Origin of the sequence: Coleofasciculus sp. FACHB-712, assembly GCF_014695635.1 — a bacterium.
GTDB lineage: Bacteria > Cyanobacteriota > Cyanobacteriia > Cyanobacteriales > FACHB-T130 > FACHB-T130.
The window spans coordinates 1-2076 of sequence record NZ_JACJOQ010000010.1; the positions used below are offsets into that span (position 1 = coordinate 1).

Annotated in this window: 2 protein-coding genes and 1 pseudogene; all 3 read right to left on the bottom strand. The window is 48.0% G+C overall.

Annotated elements, in window-relative coordinates:
* Positions 1–404: pseudogene (locus H6F50_RS00115) on the bottom strand (aminotransferase class V-fold PLP-dependent enzyme); the annotation flags it as partial.
* A gap of 239 nt (positions 405–643) precedes the next feature.
* Positions 644–1504, bottom strand: coding sequence for a class D beta-lactamase (gene blaOXA, locus H6F50_RS00120; RefSeq protein WP_190424923.1), 861 nt, complete (start codon positions 1502–1504; stop codon positions 644–646).
* A gap of 101 nt (positions 1505–1605) precedes the next feature.
* Positions 1606–2076 (bottom strand): LarC family nickel insertion protein (locus tag H6F50_RS00125; RefSeq protein WP_190424926.1); only part of this gene is annotated, 471 nt, incomplete at its 5' end.

The window sequence follows — 2076 nt, forward strand, 5'->3', positions numbered from 1 at the left end:
GGGAACACTTGCCCCCAAGGTTTGGTAATCGTTCGCACATCCGCACCATATCGTCCTGCCATATCCACGAGGCGGTTGCCAAAGTACCCGCTAACGCCCACTAGAACCACATCTCCGGGTTCGGTGACGTTGGCAATGGTTGCTTCCATTGCTGCCGTTCCCGTCCCGCTGACTGCAATGGTGAGGGGGTTTTCTGTCTGCCAAACATAGCGCAGCAACATCTGGATTTCGTCCATCAGTGCCAGAAATGCTGGATCGAGGTGCCCCACCGGAGGGGTATTCATCGCCTGAAGGACAGCGGGATGGGCATTGGATGGGCCTGGACCCAGCAGCAAACGAGTCGGAATTTCTAGAGGGGCGAGTTGCAGCCGAGTCGTGTTGTTAATTGAGGAGGTTAGAGTCATGATTGGTTCTAGGCTCGATCAAGCGAGGACTATTTTAGAGTCTAAAGGTTAGCTGAGTGCAAGTAACGCTACTGATATAGCAGTCTTAAATAATTCGTGAAGGCGAGATCCCGAACTTCTTTAAGAAGTCCGGGATCTGAAGGGCTGCCTCACAGCTCAAATAGAATTGCGATAAATCATCTAAGAGACTATTTTTGAAGAAAATCTGAAAGCAGAAACTTAAGGACTTGCTAGTGTTTTTAAAGTAGTCCTAAGGCTTTAAGACTGCGCCGGGTAATTTCAATGCGATTGACGCCATCATTATCATTTCGCATATCCATATTTGTGGCAAAGAAATAAACATTTTTGTTCTGTTCCAGATATCCCACAAACCAGCCATTCCCAGGAGTCGTACTGTCCGTCCAGCCCGTCTTTCCGCGCAGCACATAGTCTGGAGTTTGTTCGCGCACCATAATATCTTTGACCAAATCTAAGCTGCGTTGGGAAAAGGGTAAGTCGTTGCGATAGAGACGTTGCAGGAACTCAATCTCTTGTTTGGGCGTAATTTTTAAAGGGCCATCTAACCAAAATCGATCGATTTGCTCAGATGTCCCAATTTGACGGTTTCCATAGCCGACTTGATTGATAAATTTCTGCATCCGTTCGTGCCCAATTTTCCGAGCCAAAACTTGGTAGAACCAAACCGTTGAGTCTTTAAAACCTTGGCGCAAGTTGGTGTCTCGGTTCCAAGCTGTGATGTTCCGTTGAATGCCGTCCCAGGTTAAAACAGTCACCTCATCTCGAATCACCCCTGTTTCCAATGCCACAAGCGCGTTGAAAATCTTGAAGGTTGAAGCGGGGAAGAATGCCGTTGAGTTTCGAGGCGCGTTATGTTCGTAGAATTGGTTTTTATTTTGGTCATAAACCACAATTGACCCTTCAATGCCCAGTTCTCGGAAAGAACGCCCTAGGTCTATCCCTTGAGTTGTAGTGATTTCCGAAGTTGGTTGAGGTGGCTGAGAGTTCGCAGCAGTGCCGAGGAAACCGCTAATGGTCAATAGCGCCACGAGGCTAGCAATGGCGATCGCGATCGCTAAGGGCACTTGCTTAATTCGATACATCAGGATTTTCCTTACATGATTTTCAAACCAGTCGTAATACAGGAATGGGTTTGGCAATTCCTGAAATCTAGTTAGGTATCTGGGTCTTGCTGGCAGCAAATTCAAGTATTGCGACTGTTCTGGAGATACCAGGTATTGAGCGCCAGTTGATGCACCTCGCGCCAGGGAAGGTTATTTGCCTTCGCTAATTCGGCACAATCTTCGTATTCTGGCTGCACATTTGCGATCGCTTTCAGGTCAGGATGCCCTGTCCAGGCAACCTTGACGCGAACGAAGCCATATTCTGTCTGAACCTGTTGAATTTCTCGCTGCAAAATTGAGCGTTGCTGTGTCTGACGCCGGATGCCGAGTGTCGTCGTTTCTCGGAATAAGATCGCTTCGCAAGCGGATATTTGTTCGGGATGGCAAATAACCGTCAGCAAAATGCCAGGACGAGACTTTTTCATCCCTATCGGTTGAGTGAAGACATCCACCGCACCGGCGTTAAACAGTGCCTCAAACACATAGCCGATGGCTTGGGGACTCAAGTCATCGATTTGGGTTTCCAGCACCGAAATTATTTCTAAAGAGGG